The organism is Pseudoalteromonas sp. MMG012 (assembly GCF_018100875.1).
GTDB classification, from domain to species: Bacteria; Pseudomonadota; Gammaproteobacteria; order Enterobacterales; family Alteromonadaceae; genus Pseudoalteromonas; species Pseudoalteromonas aurantia.
Genome location: NZ_JAGJEF010000059.1, coordinates 1 through 20,636 on the forward strand (window position 1 = coordinate 1; position 20,636 = coordinate 20,636).

Sequence of the window (20,636 nt, forward strand, 5' to 3'; positions counted from 1 at the left end):
TAGGAAAAAAAGATTAGAGTCTAAAAAACCAAATAATTTAATATTAACCACACTTTCATTTAAAAGGTAAGTAATAAAGTGATTGTTCTGATAAAAGTCGCTTATTCATTATACTATGGTACTAAAAATGGTTATTGACTTCTTATAAAGCACCATTTAATAATACTGATTATTAAAACGATTATGTGTCGAACCGCGCTTAGAATAATAATAAGGAACACCATGTTTAGGATTGCACTCTTAATGACAGCGATGTCATCATACAGTTTCGCTTACGAAAAAAGTGATACTCAAGAAGTATTACAGCAATGGTTGAACCTAGAGCAACAAATTGGCAGTATTCAAAGCAACTGGAAAATACGAAAAGTCACTTTGGAACAACAACTTTCTTTACTTAACAAAGAGCAAGAAGCGCTTGAAAAGCTTATTGAATTTTCAAAAAACAATAATACCAAAGTGAGCGAACGGCGTATTGAACTTGTTGAGGAACAAACCAAGTTAGAGCAACATCAAGCTAAATCAACAATAAATATTCAGGCTATTATTTCACACCTCAATCGCACAAAGCCAACACTACCTGCCCCCGTACAGACTCTATGGGCTGCTGAATTACCCACCTTAGAAGCCAATAAAGACAACTCAAATCGTTTAGAGAGTATAACTAAGCTCCTCAAACAAGCTGATGATTTCAACAACCGAGTCGCATTGCACACAAGGCTATTAAATATCCCCACAAGTGGGGGAACACAGCAAATATTAGTAGATCAAATTTACTTAGGCCTTAGTCACGGCTGGTACATTTCTGCTGATAAGCAATTTTATGGTTATGGCCAAAGTAATAAGAATGGTTGGCGGTGGTGGCACAATAATGAAGCTCAAGAATTACTTACCTCCCCCATTTCAGCGGACCAAATAGCCCAAGTTGCCACGATTATTCGTACGCCAACCCAAGCAAAATATGTGCAATTGCCTCTGGCATTACTTAACAACGACCAAGGGAGTTTATAATGATAAAGCACCTTGTCATGTTAATGCTTTTCAGCAGCGCCAACTGTTTTGCCAATGACATTCTGTCAGATGAGATTTTGAAACGTATCGATACTGCACAATCACAACTTCATAAAGTACAACAAGATATTAATAATGAGCATCATATATTAGCAAAACAGATTCAAGAAAAATTAAGTAAAATTAAAGCACTACGTCAAAAAGCAGCGAATATTCAACGCGCAGAGGATGAACAGCTACTTAGCTTAGAAACATTAAAGTCACGCGTTCAAGCATGGCAAGCGCAACAAAATTATCAGCAGCAACTTGTGCAAAGCTTTGCAAGTCAAACCCAGTCTCCCCTTGCTGATAGCAACAACATAATACAGTTTGAACAAGTAAAAGCGTTTCTAGAAAAAAAGCTTTCTCCTTCATGGAAAACAAAGCAAATCATTGACAATAGTAGCCAGTTACAACAGTTCGAAACCCTGGCCCTTGGCCCTATTTCTGTTGCTGTTAATGAAAGTAGTGCAGGGTTCATAAATGACGATAATGCGCTATTGCGCATTTCGACAAATACACTGAATGATAACGGTACTTTATTTAGCAGTTTATCTCAGTTACGCGCTCAAGGTCAGACAGAACTCCACTTTGACCCCACACTAGGTAATGCAGATAAATTAAATCAACAGCAGCTTTCAATATCAGCCTATATTCAAAAAGGGGGTATTTGGGCATATCCTATACTTTTATTTGCTTTTTTCGCATTGATGACTGCACTTTTTAAAGCACAACAATTCTTACGTTTACCCAAGTTGGCAAGCGAAATGGTCGATAAGATAGAAACCTATATACATCAACAAGATTCAACAAGGCTACAAACATACGTTACCACATTAGCACCAATTCAAAAGTCACTCGTTGAAATAGCACAATCTACGCCCATATCCCAAAAGCGCGATGACTCACTAATAGCGCAATTAAAAGATCAAAAATATCGCAATGAGAAGTACTTAGGTGTTATTACGACGTGTGCAGCTGTTGCGCCACTGCTAGGATTACTTGGCACTGTATCTGGTATGATACACACTTTCATGATGATGAATGTGTTTGGTTCAGGTGATGCCTCGGTTGTATCTGGAGGCATCTCACAAGCACTTATCACTACTGAACTAGGTCTCATCGTTGCTATTCCTGCACTCATAGCCAGTGCGTTACTGAATAAGAAGTCTAAAAGTTTTGACATACGCTTGGAAGCAATTGCAACCAAATTAAGTAAAGTTGAGTTTAACTCTAATGAGCTTAAAAATGAGCAGTAATTATATTGACATACTCACCAACCCTATCATTTTAGCGCTGCTTGGTGTTGCTGTGGTGTCATACTGTTTATTGATTGAACTACTATTAGTACGTCACCCTAGCACGCAGTGGTTGGCCAGAGTGAGTTATTGGAGTAAACCGATATCAACACTCATCGCAGCACTCCCCTTACTTGGATTATTGGGTACAATCAATGGACTACTCACTACGTTTAATTATATTTCTGCTAATCATGGTCTTAGCCAAAATGAAATTATGTCTGGAGGCATATCAGACGCACTATTAACCACTCAATTAGGGCTAATACTAGCCGTTCCCGCTGTAGTGTTACGACAATACCTCTCATCTCAATATAAAAAGTCAATCATGGTGCTAAAATGAAATCTTCATTAGACGCTCGGACAACTGAACAAGAAAGCCAAGATATCGATCTTGCACCTTTACTCGACGTGGTATTTATACTCCTGATATTCTTCATTGTTACAACTGTATTTGTTAAAGAGACAGGTGTAGAGGTCGACAAACCAACCGCAGTTTCTAGCCAGAACTTACAAAAGACCGTATTGCTTCTTGCTATCACCTCTGATGGACAGGTGATGTACAGTGGCACAAATATAGGGGTTGCAGGAATAAGGTCAACGCTTGGTCACATCAACGATAAAGATCCTCGTCCGCTTATAATTCAAGCTGATAAAACGGTTACCACTGAATTGCTTGTCAGCGTGATAGATCAAGCAAAACTAGCTGGTATCAATAATATTAACCTCGCTACCGTTGCAGGGGAATAAGTCAGCATGAAACGCTATAAACTGCCTTTAATACGTATGTTCATCGGAGCCTGCGCTTTGCTCTGTGTCGCGACATTATTTATTATCATGTTACTGATCAAAGGCGTTGCAACGGCCCCAAAAGAGACCGTAATTCATACTAAAATCGATGTTGCAACATTGCCGCCGCCACCGCCACCGCCGCCAATACTAGAAACACAGCAATCAAGCAGTAGCACCGCAGCTTTAAACGTTGTTGGACTCACAGGCAATGTAGCTATGCAATATAGCGACACACCAACCATGGCTATGCCTAAGGTCAGTGATTTAAAGCGACCTGAGCTCGACTTAAAAGAGTCTAAAATCATCGATACATTTTCGTCCAGTATTCCGATGCTCCAAGTTGAACATTTAGACCGGGTTCCTATTGTCGTCCGTCAACAATATATTAAACCACCAAAATCCATCCGAAAGTACGGTAATAAAAGAATTGAAACAAAAGTAGAGTTAATCATCGATCAAACCGGTAAACCCTATATAAAAAAAATCGTCGATGCTGTTTACCCCGAAATGGTCGATACAATTAGAGAGTGGGTAAGGCACGCGCGTTTTGAGATCCCAAAGAAAGAAGGTCGGCCCGTTCAAGCCGTATATTTCTATGGTATTAACTTTAATTACGGATAATCATATGAAACACATAATAACGATAATACTTGCGCTTACTTTCTCTCTATTTCATGAACCTGTGTTCGCAACTAAAACCCAACTCACCGTGGAATTAGATCCTGTGCGCTTCGTCATACCTGCATTTAATGAGGTATATTCAGAACGCGAATCCACGCTTGCACCTGAGGAATACGAGCTTGCTGAAGAATTAAAAGCCTTGCTGGCAAACAAAGATTTTCAAGCTGTCTCAAACAAACTAGATACATATTATGATATTGAGCTTAGCCCCGCCTTGTTGACACTCAAAGCGCAAGTATACTTTACCATTAAAGCATACGATAAAGCAGAAGCCACTTATCTCAGTGTGTTAAAGAGAAAACCTCAATTTGTTCGTGTGCATGAAGATTTAGGGCAATTGTATCTCATTACTCAACAACTTAATAAAGCACAAAAACATTTTTCAACAGCCATATCTTTAGGCTCTTCAAGTGCTTTGATCCATGGTCAATTAGGGTATTTAAATTTGCAGCTTGACGGGGCTTTCTCTGCTATTTACGCTTATCAAAAAGCGCTTACATTAGAGCCGAAAAACCCTGATTGGCAACAAGGTCTGTTAACCGCATTATTAGAATCAAAAATGTTCCCGAGTGCGCATGCATTGCTTAATGAGCTGATCAAAAAACACCCGAAACAACAATCATTTTGGCTGACAAAGGCGGCAATAGAACTAGAGACTAAAGACTTTGATAGTGCGCTAACTTCTCTTGAATATAGCCTGCTATTAGGTGATGTATCGCAACAGAATTTACAAACAACCGTCCAATTGCACCTTCGTACTCAGAGTTTTCAAAGAGCAATTACGTTAATTGATAAAAACATCAAAGAAAATGACGTGCCGATTGATGTGATCAAAGAATATTTATATTGGTTAAACCGAGCTAAGCTCTTTTCTGAAAGTGAACGTATTCTTAGTCGATACCTTATCAAAACCAACACTTCTGATGTCGACAAAAGTGCATTATCATTATATCGAGCGGCTATTTATGCACAAAAAAATCAGGTTGATAAAGCCATAAAATATTTCAATGATGCTTTGGATTTTGATAACAACAATGCCTCAGCGCTCATTCAATACGCTCATTTCTTAATGACAATAAAACAATTTGTCGATGCTGAATCTCTTTATTTAAGAGCACAAGCGGTTGAATCCACAAACTTAGCTGCAATGCTCGGCAGAGCACAAATATATATCAATACCAACGACATTAAATCCGCTCATCTGTTACTCATAGACGTCAGTCAAAAATATCCTGATACACCAGGGATCAAAGCCCAAATTGAAATCATTGAAAGCCTCGTAAGAGCTAATAACAAAACCCAACTCTAAGGAAGAAAAAATGCGATACCCAATAATTTTATTAACCTTATTCTTAAGTGCCTGCAGTAGCACTGAAACCTTTATCACAGCAGAACAATGTGGCACCCAAAACTGGAAGAAATTAGGTTATTCTTCAGCCATGAAAGGCGAAAGTATCAGGATCTTTGACCAAGTTAAAAAAATATGTAACTCACAACAAGCAGCTCTTGCACAACCTATTTTCGTTGATGGCTATAGCGATGGTCTCATTGAGTACTGTACCTTTGATAATGGATTTAAAATCGGTGAAAGCGGTCTGACATCAGACTCAATTTGCCCTTTAGAATTACGAGAAGAATTTCTCACTGGATATCGTCAAGCCAAACTGATTAGAGATCAAACACTCGCTGAAATGGAAAGAGAAAAACGTATGCGTGAGTCAATGCCGAATTCAGCAAATACACCACGCAGTGGGAATGGCAATTGACTTGGCAAAAATAAAGCATATTTAAAACTTGCGACGTTAGAGGCTGTTGATCTTTCAGGTTCGTTTTTGCAGCAGTTGGATTTTATACAAGGCAGAGGCTGCGTAGCATGGTTATTCCATGTGAGACAGCCTATAACATAGTAAGAAAGCCAATCAAGCGCTGCCTACTGGTTCTTTTGAGCACCCCTCTCTCTTTGTTGCTTAATATTCGCTTAGATTACTAGGCCACATATTAAGCACCGCGATAAAAGCATGCTCAAAGAGAACAAAAATAGAACAGCAAAGATCAACAGCCCCCTAATACTGCGTTGGTCTTTCGATGCTCTTTTCTGTGACATAGCGAAGTAAATCTGGGAAAAAATGCAGGAAAACATCATTAAAGTACTCATAATTCTCAATAATATCTTCAATGCTCCCTTCAAACTGGTTAGAAAATCGGATCCGCAGCGCAATGCTATCCAACACGTCACTTAAGGAGGTGAGTTGCTCATATCGTGAAAACCAATCTTCTGCCACCATGCGTGTTATAACGTGAGACATATGATTTGGCATATTAGGCGTTGCTTCAATCAAGTAGGCATATCGAGAATGTTTAAATTCACTTAACGACACATCACTGTATGATGTCCAATGATTTATCAAAAAGTGATCAAACAGTACATCTAAAACAACCCCTGAAAAACGTCGCCTCTTTGGTGTAAATCGTTGCTTTGCCGCTTTCACTGCAATATGGCTGTCAGTGAATGCATCAACCAACCGATGATTATCTAACCCTAATTTGACTGGTTTTTCAATGCATTCAATATTTACGCCTTTACAAAAATCGCCAAGCAAGTTGCCAAAACAAGAATGCGCATTTTCTTGGGCAAAATAAAGATGAGCTAAATAATTCAAATGGCACCTAAGTGATGACGTACAACATTTTTTACCGTTAGTTTACCAACAAATGAGTACGATTGAATAATAAACATACGTGATTTTTCCATATAAAACAGATTCAAATCAAGCCTATTTTGTAAGCACTCAAACTCAATGCGCTCAGGTAGTGAACGTCCTAAACTATTTCGTTGCAAATAGCTAAATCTTACTTTTAATTCCCCTTTAAAATAAAAAGGTGACTACACTTAGTAGCAGAAGATCATGGGCAAAGGGTTTGCTGAAAAGTGAAAAATAATTATGCACAGCATATGGCTTATATGGCTATTGTCACTGTATTGATTATCGCGGGGTATGCGTGGTTAAAGTTAGCAAATGATTCTAAGGCAACATTAACGTCAACCTCTAATAAACCTCACTTTGAATTTATCACCGTTAACGGGCCTATTCAACCAATACCGGCGAAAGCGAACTTTGATCAAGCCTGGGTACAGTTAGGCAAATCGCTGTTTAATAGTAAGTTACTATCTGACGACAACACTGTTTCTTGCGCATCATGCCACCTTGTTGATTATGGTGGTGACGACGGTTTCGCACTTTCAACTGGAGTTAACAATGCGCTTGGTGAACGTAATTCTCCTACGGTACTCAACGCGGTATTTAATTTTCGACAATTTTGGGATGGCAGAAGCACAGATCTATTTGAACAAGTTGCAGGGCCTATTCATAGCCCGGTTGAAATGAACAGCAACTGGCAACAAATAATCGGCAAACTCAATAATGAGCCAAAGATTAAACAAGCCTTTAAAGATCTTAATGAAAACGACATTACGCAGCACAACATAAGTAAAGCCATTACCATTTATCAATCAAGCTTGATTACACCCAACTCCGCATTCGACCGCTTCATTTTAGGTAACTTGAATGCATTAACGGCACAACAAAAAAGAGGTTGGAATGCTTTTCAGGAATTGGGGTGCGTAAGTTGTCATCAAGGCAGGAATATTGGTGGTAACATGTATCAAAAGCTAGGCCGTATTGACGAAATACATGGTGTATTAAAAAAAGATTTAGGCCGTTACAACGTAACCAAGAACCCCAATGATAAGCATGTTTTTAAAGTCCCAAGTTTACGCAACGTCGCTTTAACCGCTCCCTATTTTCATAATGGCTCGGTTGCAACATTAGATGAAGCGGTCACTATTATGGCTAAAATACAACTGGGAACTGAACTATCAGCCCAAACCCAACAAGATATCGTCTCACTATTACACGCTTTTAGCAGTGAAGGAGTTGACCATGATACTCCGTGAATATGCGCTCGAAATTATCATTCTGATTTTCATCTTAGCAGTTTCTATTACCACAGTTGATAACCTTGCTTTGCAAAAGCACAGCTATGCAGAGCGTGATATTTACGCCCAACTCGAACCCGCTCTTAATGAACTAATTATAGAGACTTTACTCGTTAATAACGACACGGTAACCTATTTTGACAAGCAAGCGACTCGACAGCTTACCGTCGATAAACTCATGTTATCTCCCATAATAGACACCGAAATTGTCAATAACTGGTACGGCTTAAGTCATACCATATCCCAGTACTTACAAATTATAAGTGTCTTAAAAACATCTCGAAAAATCATCGCGCAGGCTCAACAAAATACGAACAAAAACAATGCATCCAATATTTTATTTGGTAAAATTCTTTCATTTTATAATAAACCATCAATTACTAACCAACAATCAGTTGAGCTGTATTTAAACAAACACACAAATACACTAGCCAGTGCGTACCCTAATCAACAGAAATGGCAACAACTCAACAAACATATACTGTTTTTAATTTCTAATCAGCATGTGGTTAATGATGCAATATTAAAGCTAACACAACAAACACTCATTCAAGCTATCGTAATAAAAAAAATTAGGATTAGCAAAACCCTAGAGAAGCGTAATAAACAGATCATTTATTTTATTCTTGTGGTAGCACTACTTTTCATCTTACTGCTCAGCGTTATTTTTAGAAAAATAAACAGCTTGCTACGATATCGTTCGCACCAAGCAGAACAAGCATCAATCGCAAAAAGTCAATTCCTGTCTAATATGTCTCATGAAATTCGCACACCTATGAACGGTATTTTAGGGCTGAGTGAAATCTGCTTAAAAGAAACTGATGTAAGTAAAATTAAATCTCATTTAGGTATGCTCGATTACTCTACTAAAAACTTATTACGGATCATCAATGACATTTTAGATTATTCAAAAATAGAAGAAAATAAGCTTGATATTGAACTTCGTGATTTCCGCTTATCAAATGTGCTCAACCACTTAAAAAACCTATTACTTAAGTCAGCTACAGATAAAGGGCTGGGTTTGATTTTTACGATCAATGATCATGGCTATGATCATTTTAATGGTGATGAAGGACGCATCAATCAGGTTTTATTGAATTTATTAAACAATGCCATTAAATTTACCCACACTGGCTTTGTGAAGTTAGATGTAAAAGTCACTATATCCAAAAAACGGCACGCGCATATTCTATTCAAAGTGATTGATACCGGGATCGGAATTACTCAAGCACAAAAAAATACGCTTTTTAAACGCTTTACACAAGCACAAATGTCAACATCACGAAAATTTGGTGGCACGGGCCTTGGCCTTGCTATTTCGAAACAACTCGCCACTCTTATGGGTGGCAACATAAGAGTAAAAAGTAAGCATGGCAGTGGAACTGTTTTCCAATTTTCTTTACCTGTGACACTGCCAAATCCCATGCCCACTGAAGCATACTCACAGAAAAGCTGTGTGTTACTTTACCCCGATACTCCAACGGGTAAGTCCCTACAAAAACAACTCTTGTATTGGCGTTATGATGTGCATCTTGCGCTAGACATTGCGCACTTCAAAAAGCTGCTTAACGGGCTCAATCCTGCCATTGCATTTATTCAAGCCAAACTTCTCCAAGAAACGATAGAAATAGCCCCCTCTGTAACAACATGCTTATATCAAATAACCGATAGCCGAACACATATTTTCGATAAAAGGTTCTCTGAGTTACACTTACCGCTATTACACAGTGAACTGAACCCATCCCGATTAAATAAACTTATTACCGAACCAAACTCTCAGATCCATAATGATAAACCCGAGCATCAGGCTTTTGATAATCCTGAGGCAAGTCGTGCAAAGTTGAATTGCTACAAAGTTTTGATAGTTGAAGATAACCCGATTAATCAGCTCGTTAGCAAACGTTTATTGGAACAAATGGGGTTAACACCAGAAATGGTAGCGGACGGTCAACAAGCCATAGATGCAGTATTATCACAACAGTTTGATTTGGTACTCATGGATATTCAAATGCCGGTCATGGATGGAATTGCTGCAACAAAAGAAATCAGACACCATTTCAATAGCAAACAACTACCAATCATTGCACTCACAGCTAATGTTATGGAATCTGATATCAATACATACTTAAGTATCGGCATGAATGCCCATCTAGCCAAGCCCATAGACACACAAGCCTTGCAACAGCTTATTAGTCTTTACTTAACGAACAAAGATCTGAGTGCCTAATCTCAATGTTGAAACTCAGCTACTCACTCATATTTCGGAGTAAAAGCCACAAACACATCATTTTCCATATTCAGCATACTTACTGAATGGCGGTTATGATGATACTCGCTAATAACGCGGCTGAAAGAGTCCACCGTAACCACTTTGCCTGTACGGGTTTAGAAAAAAATGGGCGCAGACTTCCTCCAATAGCCATCCACAGACCATCCACGATTACAGCAACAACAAAACACACGACACCCGTTACAATTGCGCTAACGAAAGGGTCTTCAAGTACCAGTATATTATTAGCAAAAATCGCTAAAAAAGCGGCATATGCCTTAGGGTTGATCAAATTTAAAATAAACCCATCTTTAAAGCTCGGGGCTGGACCATGTAACCCTGAAATCCCCCCTTGTGCCGACGCGATTTTGTATGCCACATAGCATAAATACGCAATACCGACTGTTTGACAAAATAGTCTGGCGGTTGGATAAGCCATAAATAAAGTACCCAGCCCACAGGCAACAGCAATGATCACCACCAACAACCCACACAATATACCGCTTAAAAAACCCATACCACGCTTAAAGCCGAAACTAGCACCAACCCCAGCTAATGCCAACGGCGCAGGGCCTGGAGAGCCTAAAAGCAATGCAGAAGTAAACACGAGTGATATTATTGATTCCATACATATTCACCCTAAAAATGAAATTATTAAAGTAAAAAAGCCCTGTAGGGCTTTTTTTATTTTGATTGATAAAGACACTAATCGCTGTGCGGTACTCTTACATTGCCTTCCATCAATACACGAGCACTACGGCTCATTACTGCACTTTTTGCTTGCCACTGGCCATTCACCTCACGGGCCACGGCACCTACTTTTAAAGTGCCCGACGGATGACCAAACGTCACACTGTCTCGTGCAATACTTCCTGCTGCACTATTCACCAAAGTGCCAGGTATCGCCGCCGCTGTGGCAATGGCGACCGCCGCTGTCCCCATCATGGCGTGATGTAATTTACCCATTGATAATGCACGTACACACACATCAATATTATTACTACCAATCGGCTTGCCACTTGATGAAGTATAACTTTTGGCATGACTGACAAATGCAATCTTTGGCGTGTGCTGTCGAGTTACAGCCTCTTCAATATCACTAATTACTCCCATTTTAACTGCGCCATAGGCGCGAATGGTCTCAAAGCGTTGAAGCGCTTGCTCATCATTATTAATCGCTTCTTGTAACTCTGTTCCTTCATAGCCTAAGTCTTCAGCATTAAAGAATAAAGTCGGGATCCCGGCATTGATCATCGTCACACTAAAGCGGCCTATATTTGGCACCTCCAAAGTGTCAACCAAGTTCCCTGATGGAAACATTGCACCACCACCCGCCGCCGGATCCATAAACTCCACCACCACTTCTGCTGCTGGGAATGTCACACCATCGAGTTCAAAGTCTCCAGTTTCTTGCACTTCATTATTGGTGATCGGCACATGAGCGACAATGGTCTTTTGAATATTGGCTTGCCAAATACGCACAATCGCAATGCCATTTTCAGGGATCCGCTGTGCATCCACTAAACCATTGCTGATAGCGAACGACCCCACAGCAGCAGTTAAGTTACCGCAGTTACCGCTCCAATCTATAAAAGGTTTGTCTATCGCAACCTGACCAAACAGATAGTCTACGTCATGATCTGGCTGACTACTTTTGGATAAAATCACCGTTTTACTGGTACTGGATGTTGCTCCCCCCATACCGTCTGTTTGTTTGGCATAAGGGTCTGGACTGCCAATCACACGCAACAGTAATTGATCTCTTTGTGGGCCTGCGTGTTGGGCTGCTTCAGGTAAATCAGTTAAATTGAAAAACACCCCTTTACTTGTCCCACCACGCATATAGGTTGCGGGTATTTTGATTTGTGGTTTATAAGACATCAGAATTCCTTGGTAGAGCTTTTGTTGCATAAAAGCCCATTACATATCATGACTAAAAGAAGTTAGACCTGAAAAAATCATCGTATTTCAAGCCTAGACCGTCGTGCTCAGATGAAAGAAATTACGTATTTGCTTCTAAGAAATCTTTCGCGAAACGCTGTAATACACCACCTGCTGCATAAATCGACACTTCTTCTGCCGTATCTAACCGGCACAGCATCGGTACTTCAACACGTTCACCATTTGCGCGATGGATAATAAGCGTTAACGTTGCACCAGGGCTTGTATCACCCTCAACATCATATGTTTCGGTGCCGTCAATCGATAACGTTTTACGGGTTGTACCCGCAGCAAATTCAAGGGGTAATACACCCATACCAATTAAGTTGGTACGGTGAATACGCTCAAACCCTTCAGCGGCAATCACTTCCACCCCCGCTAGGCGAACCCCTTTGGCTGCCCAGTCTCGTGATGAGCCTTGTCCATAATCAGCACCCGCCACAATGATCAAAGGCTGTTTACGTTCCATGTAGGTTTCAATCGCTTCCCACATGCGTGTTTGCTGCCCTTGCGGTTCAATGCGTGCTAATGAACCTTGTATTATTTCACCGTTATCATCACGTACCATTTCATTGAATAACTTAGGGTTGGCAAACGTTGCGCGCTGCGCCGTTAAATGGTCACCTCGGTGTGTCGCGTATGAGTTAAAGTCTTCTTCTGGTAAGCCCATTTTTGCCAAATATTCACCTGCGGCACTGCTTGCCATAATGGCATTTGAAGGTGATAAGTGGTCAGTTGTAATATTGTCACCTAGCACGGCAAGCGGACGCAAGCCTTTCATTGTGCGCTCAGCAGCTAATGCACCTTCCCAATAAGGCGGGCGGCGAATGTAAGTACTCATTTTGCGCCAGTCATACAATGGATCATTGTCTTCACCGTAATCGACTGTTAAATCAAACATCGGCTCATACACTTGACGGAAATGCTCTGGCTTTACACTTTTCGCAATAACTGCATCAATCTCTTCATCACTTGGCCACAAGTCTTTCAAAGTAATAGGCGTGCCATCTTGCTCATGTCCAAGTACATCTTTTTCAATATCAAAGCGGATAGTACCTGCAATGGCATAAGCCACCACCAAAGGAGGGGATGCTAAAAATGCTTGTTTTGCATAGGGGTGAATACGACCATCAAAGTTACGATTCCCCGACAATACAGCTGTTGAATATAAATCTCGATCAATAACTTCTTGTTGAATCTTCGGGTCAAGGGCCCCACTCATCCCATTACAGGTGGTACAAGCAAACGCGACAATACCAAAACCAAGCTGTTCAAGCTCAGGGAGTAACTCTGAGTCTTCTAAATACAACTTTACAGCTTTGGAGCCCGGTGCCAACGATGACTTAACCCAAGGTTTACGTACCAAGCCTTTCGCATTTGCATTACGCGCTAATAATCCAGCTGCAATAACATTGCGTGGGTTACTGGTATTTGTACAGCTTGTAATAGCAGCAATGATCACTGCCCCATCGGGCATTTTACCCTCTTCTTGCTCAACCTTACCGGCAATTCCTGTTTTAGCAAGATCAGCGGTGGCTACCCGTTTATGCGGATTGGAAGGCCCGGCGATATTGCGCCCAACCGCTGACAAGTCAAATTTTAAAAACCGCTCATATTCAGCACTTTCTAAACTATCAGCCCACAAACCGGTGTGCTTAGCGTAATTTTCTACCAGTTGAACTTGTTCATCATCGCGCCCTGTGATTTTTAAGTAATCAATAGTCTGCTGGTCGATATAAAACATCGCTGCGGTTGCACCATATTCAGGTGTCATATTAGAAATGGTCGCTCGATCGCCAAGGGTTAAACTGGCAGCCCCTTCACCGTAAAATTCAAGATAGGCTCCCACCACTTTTTCAGCACGCAAAAACTCAGTGATCGCCAGTACAATATCTGTGGCTGTGATCCCCGGTTGTGCTTTACCCATGAGCTCAACGCCCACAATATCAGGTAAACGCATGTAAGAAGCACGTCCAAGCATCACACTTTCTGCTTCTAAGCCACCGACCCCTACGGCGATAACACCCAGTGCATCAACGTGCGGCGTATGGCTATCTGTGCCAACCAATGTATCAGGAAAAGCAACACCATCACGTGCATGTACCACTGGCGACATTTTTTCTAAATTGATCTGATGCATGATGCCGTTACCCGGCTGGATCACATCAACATTTTTAAATGCCGTTTTTGTCCAATTAATAAAGTGAAAACGGTCTTCATTGCGGCGGTCTTCGATTACACGATTTTTCTCAAATGCATCTTCTTCAAAACCCGGATGCTCTACAGCCAGTGAATGATCAACAATAAGCTGCGTAGGTACAACTGGATTTACCTTTGAAGGATCTCCCCCTTTGGCGGCAATTGCATCTCGTAAACCGGCTAAATCAACCAAAGCTGTTTGACCTAAAATATCATGGCACACCACACGGGCAGGAAACCACGGGAAATCTAAATCGCGACGACGTTCAATAATTTGCGTCAAGCTCGCATCTAGCTTTTCAGGTTCACAACGACGTACAAGGTTTTCGGCCAATACGCGAGAAGTGTAAGGCAGCGTATCGTATGCGCCAGGTTTTAGCGACTCAATGGCTTCGCGCGTATCGTAAAAGCTTAACTGGCTATTTGGCAACAGTTTACGGAATTTTGTGTTCATAACTACATCCACAGGCAAAATAAGGTGACGGTTCTAAAGCAAAGAGGCAAAACACCAGAGTAGGTGTTTTGCCAAAAGTATCAAGCGTGCAAATTAACGTTCAGCAATCGGAGTTACTGGACGTAAATCTTCACCGGTGTAATCTGCAGATGGACGAATAATACGATTGTCTGCACGTTGTTCCATGACGTGTGCAGCCCAACCTGTCAATCGAGACATCACAAAAATAGGCGTAAACAATTTAGTTGGAATACCCATGAAGTTATAAGCTGATGCATGGAAAAAATCTGCATTACAAAATAACTTTTTCTCACGCCACATCACGGCTTCACAGCGCTCAGAAGCCGCATATAACACAGTATCTCCCACTTCGTTGGCCAATTTCTCTGACCATTGCTTAATAATTTCATTGCGCGGATCTGACTCAGAATAAATTGCATGCCCAAAGCCCATGATCTTCTCTTTACGAGCCAATTTACCCATCATTTCTTCTTCGGCATGATCAGCAGACGTAAAGCCTTCAATCATTTCCATTGCTGCTTCATTCGCTCCGCCATGCAGTGGACCACGTAATGATCCAATTGCTCCCGTTACACATGAATGCATATCAGATAACGTTGACGCGCACACTCGTGCAGTGAATGTTGACGCGTTAAACTCATGTTCTGCGTAAAGAATAAGTGAAACATGCATCACACGCTCATGCAGTTCGTTTGGCTTTTTACCATGCAGCATATGTAAGAAATGTCCACCGATTGAATCATCATCGGTTTCAACTTCGACACGCACCCCATCGTGGCTAAAGCGATACCAGTAACAAATGATACTCGGGAAACACGCCAACATGCGGTCAGTGACTTGACCTTGAATATCAAAGCTAGATTCACCTTCTAAATTGCCAAGCATTGAACAACCTGTTCTTAACACATCCATTGGGTGTGCATCAGCTGGAATGCGTTCTAACACTTCTTTTAACGCAACAGGTAAACCACGCATCGAACGTAGTGTATTTTTATAGCTGTCTAGTTCCGCTTGTGTTGGAAGATGACCTTTTAAAATAAGATGTGCAACTTCTTCAAAATCACAGTTTTGCGCTAAGTCTTTTACATCATAGCCGCGATACGTTAAGCCTGATCCTGACACACCTACTGTTGATAATGCTGTTTTCCCTGCTACTTGACCGCGAAGGCCAGCACCACTGAGTGCTTTTGCCATGGTATTTTCTCCTGAAATTTTTAACCTGCTGGGTATTGATAGTTATTTTGTATAATTTTGCTGTTTTACGGACCTGTATCTACAGGCCCTTAATAAAAATATCTATTACTATTTATTTTTACCTTCAGCGAACAGTGAATCGAGTTTTTGCTCATACACGTGATAACCAAGGTAATCATATAAATCCATACGAGTTTGCATGGTATCGATGACAGCTTTTTGATCGCCATCTGATAAAATTGATTGGTAAACGTTTTCGGCTGCTTTGTTCATTGCCCGAAAGGCGCTAAGTGGATATAGCACCATGTCCACACCCCATTGGCCTAACTCTTCTTTATTCCATAATTCTGTTTGACCAAACTCGGTAATATTCGCCAAAATTGGTACGTCAAGCGCTTCACTGAATGCGCGGTAATGAGCCTCTGTTTTTACCGCTTCAGCAAAAATACCATCGGCACCTGCGGCCACATAAGCTTTTGCTCTCTCAATAGCAGCCTCAAGCCCTTCTTGTGCAAATGAATCTGTGCGCGCCATGATAAAGAAATCAGGATCTGTTCTAGCATCTACCGCAGCTGTAATTCTATCTACCATTTCTTCGGTCGAAACAATTTCTTTATTCGGTCGGTGACCACAGCGCTTTTGCGCAACTTGATCTTCCATATGTACAGCGGCTGCACCTGCTTTTTCCATATCTTTAATGGTTTTTGCGATGTTGAATGCGCCACCCCAACCCGTGTCAATATCTACCATTAAAGGTAAGTCACATGCAGCTGTAATACGCTGAACATCAACAATCACATCATTTAATGACGTCATACCTAAGTCAGGCAAACCATAAGAAGCATTCGCTACACCGCCACCCGATAAATAGATTGCTTGATGGCCAATCTGCTTAGCCATAATCGCACTGTAGGCATTAATAGTACCAACAATTTGCAATGGCTGGTTGGCAGTCAGTGCGTCTCGAAAAGTCTTTCCTGGGCTTTTATATCCTGTGCTCATGATGTTCTCTCTTAGCTTGATCTTATGATTGAAGTTTTGCTTTTATATTATTTTTTGAATACATAATATGCCGACGCATTAGCATTTCTGCCAACTCTGAGTCTCGAAGACTTATCGCCTTTACTATGCTTTTATGCTCATCAAATGCGCTCGTTACTCTCGGACCAGCCATCCCCAACTGAACTCGATACATGCGCACCAAATGATATAAACCGTTTACTAACATTGAGATTAAATACGCGTTTTTGCTACCTTGAATAATACGATAATGAAAATCTAGGTCACCCGCTTCTTGATAATAAAGTTCGGCAGTTTTCACTTCATCGGATTGACTATTCAGCAGGGTATTTAGATCCAAAATTTCCTCTTCTGACATATTTTGTGCAGCAAGCCTTGCTGCCATCCCTTCAAGCGACTCACGTACTTGATAGAGCTCTATTAGCCCGTCGGGAGTTAAAGAAACCACCCGCGCACCAACGTTCGCCTTACGCTCGACTAAATGACATGCTTCAAGGCGGTTAATTGCTTCACGCACAACAGCACGGCTTACCGCATAGTTTGTCGACAATTCCATTTCACTCAACTTAGAGCCCGCAGGGATAACCCCATCAACAATCTCTTTTCTCAATCGAAAGAATGCTTTATCAGATGCTGTTATTGCCTGCTCTTTAAAAATGGCCATTGCTGCCTTTTGAAGTTTGTTGGTGATGCTTATGGGCAGATAATATAGATCTAGTTTACGTTTACGTCAACATTCAAAATCACAGATTGTCGACAAAACACCAAATAGTCTTTATAAATATGGTGAATATAGGTAAATTCGCGACCATGGCGATGTTTGCTACACTTAAATGCACAACATATAAATTAAATAACAATTTACGAAGGGAGGTTGAATGACAAAGTACCTACTCTTCGTATTGCTCTTCATACCTCAGTGGGCCTTGGGTAAAGCTAATATAAACACCGTTAGTGTGGAGGTTGTCACTGAGCTTTCTCCCCCAAATCAGCTCTTACAAAACGACCAAGTAGCAGGAACTAGCACCGAATTAGTAAAAAAATTCTGACACATGCACAAATCAATGCACGATTTACCATGTACCCTTGGGCTCGCGCCTATCTACTAGCAAAAAAGCATCCCAATACACTCATTTACAGTATGGCCAGAACAACTGAAAGAGAGCCACTGTTTCACTGGATTGGGCCCGTAGCGCTTTTTAAATTAGGTTTTGTAAGCCTTAAAGGACGAACGGACATAAAAATAGCAAGCCTTACTCAAGCAATCCCTTACCGACTCGCACTACAAAGAGGGGATATTTCCGAACTTGTTTTGAAATCTCATGGGTTTGACTACATATTGACAGCAGACATAGCTCAGTCTTACAAATTATTGATGGCGAAAAAAGTCGATATTATTTTAGACGATGCCCGTTACCTAGCGCCACTGGCAAGCTCATTTGGATTACCGGGCGACAGCTTTAGATTTGTTTATGAAGTCCCTGAGTTAACGCTAAACGGTTACTTAGCAGCCAGCGTTACAACACCTATGAGTATTGTGCGGGCACTGAGAGCAGCCCATAAAACAATGCAAAATTCAAAGGAATACAAACGCGTCATGTCACAATAAAACACTGTGAAAAACGATACCCAGAGCTACCTTCTATCGTCGGTAGACCGATTACAGACGATGATGAGTGAGGCTAAGCAAGCATATATATGCGCCGCCATAACGCAGGGTGATCCATATCCACTCTTCAATTGGTACAAGCGCGATTGAACGTGTTACCCGACCAATTTGCTACCCAGATATCCTCGCAATGTTTTTGTCTGACGCGTTAAAAGATAATAATCTGGGTAGTATTCTTCACCCTGTAACTGGTAAATGACACAAAGCTCTCCCTCTTATATCACATCATATATACTGGGCATTTATCGCTAGGCACAAAAAAAGCAAGCCTCTGCTTGCTTTTTTTTCTCAGCATTTATCGCTTAAAGCAGCGTAATGTTCTCTGCTTGTGGACCTTTTTGGCCAGTAGCTAGAGTGAACTCAACACGTTGGCCTTCAGCTAGCGTACGGAATCCGTCACCTTTGATAGCGCTGAAGTGAGCAAAAACGTCTGGGCCATTTTCCTGTTCGATGAAACCAAAACCTTTAGACTCGTTAAACCACTTAACTGTGCCAGTTACTGTATTAGACATATCTGATATCCTGAAAAAATTATAACTATGCCCATATGGGCGCATAGAGCAAAAACTAGACGGTACTTAAAAACTTCAGGACGGTACTACAAGTTAGACTTATACAACAACGTAATGGAGATTTATAAACACTGACATATTTTTTGTCTATACCTAATAGTATAGATATGCAACTCTAAGTCAATGCTTTTTACCATCAAGGTACATGAACTTTCCATTACATTTAACATCTAAATCACCAAACAAAGCGAAAAATAAAACAACAAACATCAGAAAAACAACAATAAAGCTCAATAAACAAGCAACCTCCGTATTGAGCAACCCAACGCCGTTTAAACCTTAAAGTAAACGATAGGTACTCATTTTCCGTTGGTTATTTTTAAGGCAGTTAATGAAAAAAGCCAGTATTGTACTGGCTTTTACATCTTTACTTATATGCTATATGCTATATGCATACGAAAAACATTTTATCTAGGCAATTTCACGCTTGTTTTGTATTAATTTATCACACAAAGCTTGCCACTCTGAACTCTGTGTATTTCCCTCTGCGCGACGACCAAACAACGTCAGTACCGTGTTATTCATTTTATCAAAGAATTCAATAGATGACACGATGGTGTTGCCATTGTCCGTCGGTTTTCGTACAACAAACGCACGACTAATCTGTTCTATTTTCACATGGAGGTTAAAGCGTTCATCAAGTACATTGAACCACGGACCTACTTGTTTTAAGTTTTGCACTGTACCGGAGAAAATCTGCACTGCACCGTGATTTCCTACAAATGCCATTATTTCCATGCGCTTATCTCTGGCTTGTGTCAAGACAGTTTCTAAAACATTATGTATCACCTCGGCACTCCAAGGCTCGCCCGCAAGCTCTAATGCCTGTAGCCGAGCGAGCTTAAACTCCCTAAGTAAATTAGGGAAGTGGTGCACATCATTTAAATCTGACCAAGCTTGTGTAAATGCTAACGTTTGTTGCTCACTTGGTATATGCCACTGAGCCCTATCTGCTTCGTTAACTTGTTCCGTGGCATTGTCGACACTAAAATCCAGAGCCTCTGTTAATTTAAACCGTTCTCGTAAATTCAAAAAGGCATTCAAATCTGACTCAGCTGTGGTAAACACTTTATGGACTGCTTGGCCATAGGCGTCAAAAAACTGAATACTAGAATAGCTGTCCGTTTCAACCGAAAATACGCTGCGCCAATTATGAATGAACAAACGCATGTCAATCCCACCAGGGTTAATAGCAATCCCCATAGTTTTGTCTTGATGCTCAGAAATATATAACTTGTCGTAAACACCTTTTATTTCATTTACTACTGAGCCATTGCGGGTTAGCGCCATAATGTAACCAAGTCGTTTCAAGTTTTTCAGAATCGCGGGGATCTGATTATCGTCTAATCTCGCAACACCTTGGCCAACCTGCGCATTAAGTAACTGCGCCTCACTGACGCCTAATGTTTTTGCCGCTTCTACAGCCCGAAGTTTCGGGTTATCACTGATCAGCTTTTGATACTGCTTTAATAGCGTGCTCAT

At 40.9% G+C, this 20,636-nt stretch carries 19 protein-coding genes; 10 read left to right on the plus strand and 9 right to left on the minus strand.

Annotated elements, in window-relative coordinates:
• Positions 1-222: 222 nt before the first annotated feature.
• Genes J8L97_RS17025 through J8L97_RS17055 form a run of 7 tightly spaced genes read left to right on the plus strand, consistent with a single transcriptional unit; the run spans position 223 to position 5,584 of the window.
• Positions 223-1,008: a DUF3450 family protein gene (locus J8L97_RS17025; RefSeq protein ID WP_211051617.1), complete on the plus strand. Its 786-nt coding sequence runs from the start codon at positions 223-225 to the stop codon at positions 1,006-1,008.
• Positions 1,008-2,306 carry a MotA/TolQ/ExbB proton channel family protein gene (locus tag J8L97_RS17030; protein ID WP_211051618.1) on the plus strand — a complete coding sequence of 433 codons (1,299 nt, stop codon included), beginning with the start codon at positions 1,008-1,010 and terminating at the stop codon, positions 2,304-2,306. Before J8L97_RS17025 ends, J8L97_RS17030 begins: the two co-directional genes overlap by 1 nt.
• The gene (locus tag J8L97_RS17035; RefSeq protein ID WP_211051619.1) at positions 2,296-2,688 is read left to right on the plus strand and encodes a MotA/TolQ/ExbB proton channel family protein; all 393 of its coding nucleotides are present in this window, start codon (positions 2,296-2,298) and stop codon (positions 2,686-2,688) included. Before J8L97_RS17030 ends, J8L97_RS17035 begins: the two co-directional genes overlap by 11 nt.
• A complete protein-coding gene (locus tag J8L97_RS17040; RefSeq protein ID WP_192509682.1) occupies positions 2,685-3,095 on the plus strand; it encodes an ExbD/TolR family protein in 411 nt (136 codons plus the stop codon). Before J8L97_RS17035 ends, J8L97_RS17040 begins: the two co-directional genes overlap by 4 nt.
• 6 nt (positions 3,096-3,101) lie before the next feature.
• Entirely contained in the window at positions 3,102-3,758 is a 657-nt protein-coding gene (locus J8L97_RS17045; RefSeq protein WP_211051620.1) for a hypothetical protein, read from the plus strand.
• Positions 3,759-3,762: 4 nt separating this feature from the next.
• Positions 3,763-5,127 (plus strand): tetratricopeptide repeat protein, encoded by a 1,365-nt coding sequence (locus J8L97_RS17050; protein ID WP_211051621.1) that lies wholly within the window; start codon positions 3,763-3,765, stop codon positions 5,125-5,127.
• 10 nt (positions 5,128-5,137) lie between these two features.
• Positions 5,138-5,584 (plus strand): DUF2799 domain-containing protein, encoded by a 447-nt coding sequence (locus J8L97_RS17055; protein WP_211051622.1) that lies wholly within the window; start codon positions 5,138-5,140, stop codon positions 5,582-5,584.
• A gap of 297 nt (positions 5,585-5,881) precedes the next feature.
• Here J8L97_RS17055 and J8L97_RS17060 read toward each other — a convergent pair whose 3' ends face one another.
• Positions 5,882-6,478: an ACP phosphodiesterase gene (locus J8L97_RS17060; RefSeq protein WP_211051624.1), complete on the minus strand. Its 597-nt coding sequence runs from the start codon at positions 6,476-6,478 to the stop codon at positions 5,882-5,884.
• Positions 6,479-6,747: 269 nt separating this feature from the next.
• Between J8L97_RS17060 and J8L97_RS17065 the strand changes: the two genes are divergently transcribed.
• Both J8L97_RS17065 and J8L97_RS17070 read left to right on the plus strand, forming a co-directional pair.
• Positions 6,748-7,773 (plus strand): cytochrome-c peroxidase, encoded by a 1,026-nt coding sequence (locus J8L97_RS17065; RefSeq protein WP_211051626.1) that lies wholly within the window; start codon positions 6,748-6,750, stop codon positions 7,771-7,773.
• The gene (locus tag J8L97_RS17070; protein WP_211051627.1) at positions 7,760-10,042 is read left to right on the plus strand and encodes an ATP-binding protein; all 2,283 of its coding nucleotides are present in this window, start codon (positions 7,760-7,762) and stop codon (positions 10,040-10,042) included. Before J8L97_RS17065 ends, J8L97_RS17070 begins: the two co-directional genes overlap by 14 nt.
• Positions 10,043-10,121: 79 nt before the next feature.
• Here J8L97_RS17070 and J8L97_RS17075 read toward each other — a convergent pair whose 3' ends face one another.
• From J8L97_RS17075 to J8L97_RS17100, 6 genes are all read right to left on the minus strand, one after another.
• Entirely contained in the window at positions 10,122-10,712 is a 591-nt protein-coding gene (locus J8L97_RS17075; protein ID WP_211051628.1) for a LysE family translocator, read from the minus strand.
• A gap of 77 nt (positions 10,713-10,789) precedes the next feature.
• Complete coding sequence (gene prpF, locus J8L97_RS17080) at positions 10,790-11,965, minus strand: 2-methylaconitate cis-trans isomerase PrpF (protein ID WP_211051631.1); 1,176 nt, start codon at positions 11,963-11,965, stop codon at positions 10,790-10,792.
• A 121-nt stretch (positions 11,966-12,086) separates the two neighbouring features.
• A complete protein-coding gene (gene acnD / locus J8L97_RS17085; RefSeq protein ID WP_211051633.1) occupies positions 12,087-14,678 on the minus strand; it encodes a Fe/S-dependent 2-methylisocitrate dehydratase AcnD in 2,592 nt (863 codons plus the stop codon).
• Between the two features lie 93 nt (positions 14,679-14,771).
• Positions 14,772-15,893: a 2-methylcitrate synthase gene (prpC, locus tag J8L97_RS17090; RefSeq protein WP_211051636.1), complete on the minus strand. Its 1,122-nt coding sequence runs from the start codon at positions 15,891-15,893 to the stop codon at positions 14,772-14,774.
• A 108-nt stretch (positions 15,894-16,001) separates the two neighbouring features.
• Positions 16,002-16,895 carry a methylisocitrate lyase gene (gene prpB, locus J8L97_RS17095; protein WP_192509671.1) on the minus strand — a complete coding sequence of 298 codons (894 nt, stop codon included), beginning with the start codon at positions 16,893-16,895 and terminating at the stop codon, positions 16,002-16,004.
• Positions 16,896-16,917: 22 nt separating this feature from the next.
• Positions 16,918-17,577, minus strand: a complete 660-nt coding sequence (locus tag J8L97_RS17100) for a GntR family transcriptional regulator (protein WP_192509670.1) — start codon at positions 17,575-17,577, stop codon at positions 16,918-16,920.
• Between the two features lie 414 nt (positions 17,578-17,991).
• On the opposite strand from J8L97_RS17100, the gene J8L97_RS17105 reads away from it, so the two are divergent.
• Positions 17,992-18,522, plus strand: a complete 531-nt coding sequence (locus tag J8L97_RS17105) for a substrate-binding periplasmic protein (protein ID WP_247688712.1) — start codon at positions 17,992-17,994, stop codon at positions 18,520-18,522.
• 362 nt (positions 18,523-18,884) lie between these two features.
• Here the strand turns inward: J8L97_RS17105 and J8L97_RS17110 are convergent, their stop codons facing one another.
• Positions 18,885-19,094, minus strand: a complete 210-nt coding sequence (locus tag J8L97_RS17110; protein ID WP_192509668.1) for a cold-shock protein — start codon at positions 19,092-19,094, stop codon at positions 18,885-18,887.
• A 471-nt stretch (positions 19,095-19,565) separates the two neighbouring features.
• Entirely contained in the window at positions 19,566-20,636 is a 1,071-nt protein-coding gene (locus J8L97_RS17115; protein WP_210995135.1) for a hemin-degrading factor, read from the minus strand.

What these genes read in the sequence shown, in the direction of transcription:
- prpB (WP_192509671.1), bottom strand. Translation starts at nt 16,895, where the DNA reads ATGAGCACAGGATATAAAAGCCCAGGAAAGACTTTTCGAGACGCACTG.
- J8L97_RS17070 (WP_211051627.1), top strand. Translation starts at nt 7,760, where the DNA reads ATGATACTCCGTGAATATGCGCTCGAAATTATCATTCTGATTTTCATC.
- J8L97_RS17100 (WP_192509670.1), bottom strand. Translation starts at nt 17,577, where the DNA reads ATGGCCATTTTTAAAGAGCAGGCAATAACAGCATCTGATAAAGCATTC.
- J8L97_RS17075 (WP_211051628.1), bottom strand. Translation starts at nt 10,712, where the DNA reads ATGGAATCAATAATATCACTCGTGTTTACTTCTGCATTGCTTTTAGGC.
- J8L97_RS17035 (WP_211051619.1), top strand. Translation starts at nt 2,296, where the DNA reads ATGAGCAGTAATTATATTGACATACTCACCAACCCTATCATTTTAGCG.
- J8L97_RS17045 (WP_211051620.1), top strand. Translation starts at nt 3,102, where the DNA reads ATGAAACGCTATAAACTGCCTTTAATACGTATGTTCATCGGAGCCTGC.
- J8L97_RS17050 (WP_211051621.1), top strand. Translation starts at nt 3,763, where the DNA reads ATGAAACACATAATAACGATAATACTTGCGCTTACTTTCTCTCTATTT.
- J8L97_RS17030 (WP_211051618.1), top strand. Translation starts at nt 1,008, where the DNA reads ATGATAAAGCACCTTGTCATGTTAATGCTTTTCAGCAGCGCCAACTGT.
- prpF (WP_211051631.1), bottom strand. Translation starts at nt 11,965, where the DNA reads ATGTCTTATAAACCACAAATCAAAATACCCGCAACCTATATGCGTGGT.
- J8L97_RS17115 (WP_210995135.1), bottom strand. Translation starts at nt 20,636, where the DNA reads ATGAGCACGCTATTAAAGCAGTATCAAAAGCTGATCAGTGATAACCCG.
- acnD (WP_211051633.1), bottom strand. Translation starts at nt 14,678, where the DNA reads ATGAACACAAAATTCCGTAAACTGTTGCCAAATAGCCAGTTAAGCTTT.
- J8L97_RS17110 (WP_192509668.1), bottom strand. Translation starts at nt 19,094, where the DNA reads ATGTCTAATACAGTAACTGGCACAGTTAAGTGGTTTAACGAGTCTAAA.
- J8L97_RS17040 (WP_192509682.1), top strand. Translation starts at nt 2,685, where the DNA reads ATGAAATCTTCATTAGACGCTCGGACAACTGAACAAGAAAGCCAAGAT.
- J8L97_RS17055 (WP_211051622.1), top strand. Translation starts at nt 5,138, where the DNA reads ATGCGATACCCAATAATTTTATTAACCTTATTCTTAAGTGCCTGCAGT.
- J8L97_RS17025 (WP_211051617.1), top strand. Translation starts at nt 223, where the DNA reads ATGTTTAGGATTGCACTCTTAATGACAGCGATGTCATCATACAGTTTC.
- prpC (WP_211051636.1), bottom strand. Translation starts at nt 15,893, where the DNA reads ATGGCAAAAGCACTCAGTGGTGCTGGCCTTCGCGGTCAAGTAGCAGGG.
- J8L97_RS17105 (WP_247688712.1), top strand. Translation starts at nt 17,992, where the DNA reads ATGTACCCTTGGGCTCGCGCCTATCTACTAGCAAAAAAGCATCCCAAT.